The following is a 241-nucleotide window of genomic DNA, read 5'->3' as shown; positions in this document are numbered from 1 at the left end:
ATATTGACAGAGCGTCTAATTCCAGTTGCAACTTATGCTAATTTAAAAATGGCTGAAGATGGGACTAATCCAGACTCGCAAACAAATTATGCTCTAATGAGTGCCGCACTTACTAGAATTAATACTGCTACATCATTTATAGAGTCCGAAGTACTTGCTTTACCCGAGGAACAAATAAAAAGATATTTTGAACAACAACCTGACTTAAAGACCTATCAAATTCCTTTAGACGATATATTAA

Annotated in this window: 1 protein-coding gene; it reads left to right on the top strand. The window is 34.4% G+C overall.

Translation table 11 applies throughout. The features are described from left to right. Nucleotides 1–241: oligoendopeptidase F family protein (locus AOA59_RS32205; protein ID WP_143522875.1), on the top strand; the 241-nt coding region annotated here is incomplete at both ends.

Source organism: Pseudomonas sp. 2822-15 (assembly GCF_002742515.1).
Taxonomy (GTDB): Bacteria; Pseudomonadota; Gammaproteobacteria; order Pseudomonadales; family Pseudomonadaceae; genus Aquipseudomonas; species Aquipseudomonas salomonii.
The sequence above is the reverse complement of the archived record's forward strand: the minus strand, read 5'-3'. Positions and strand labels throughout refer to the sequence as shown.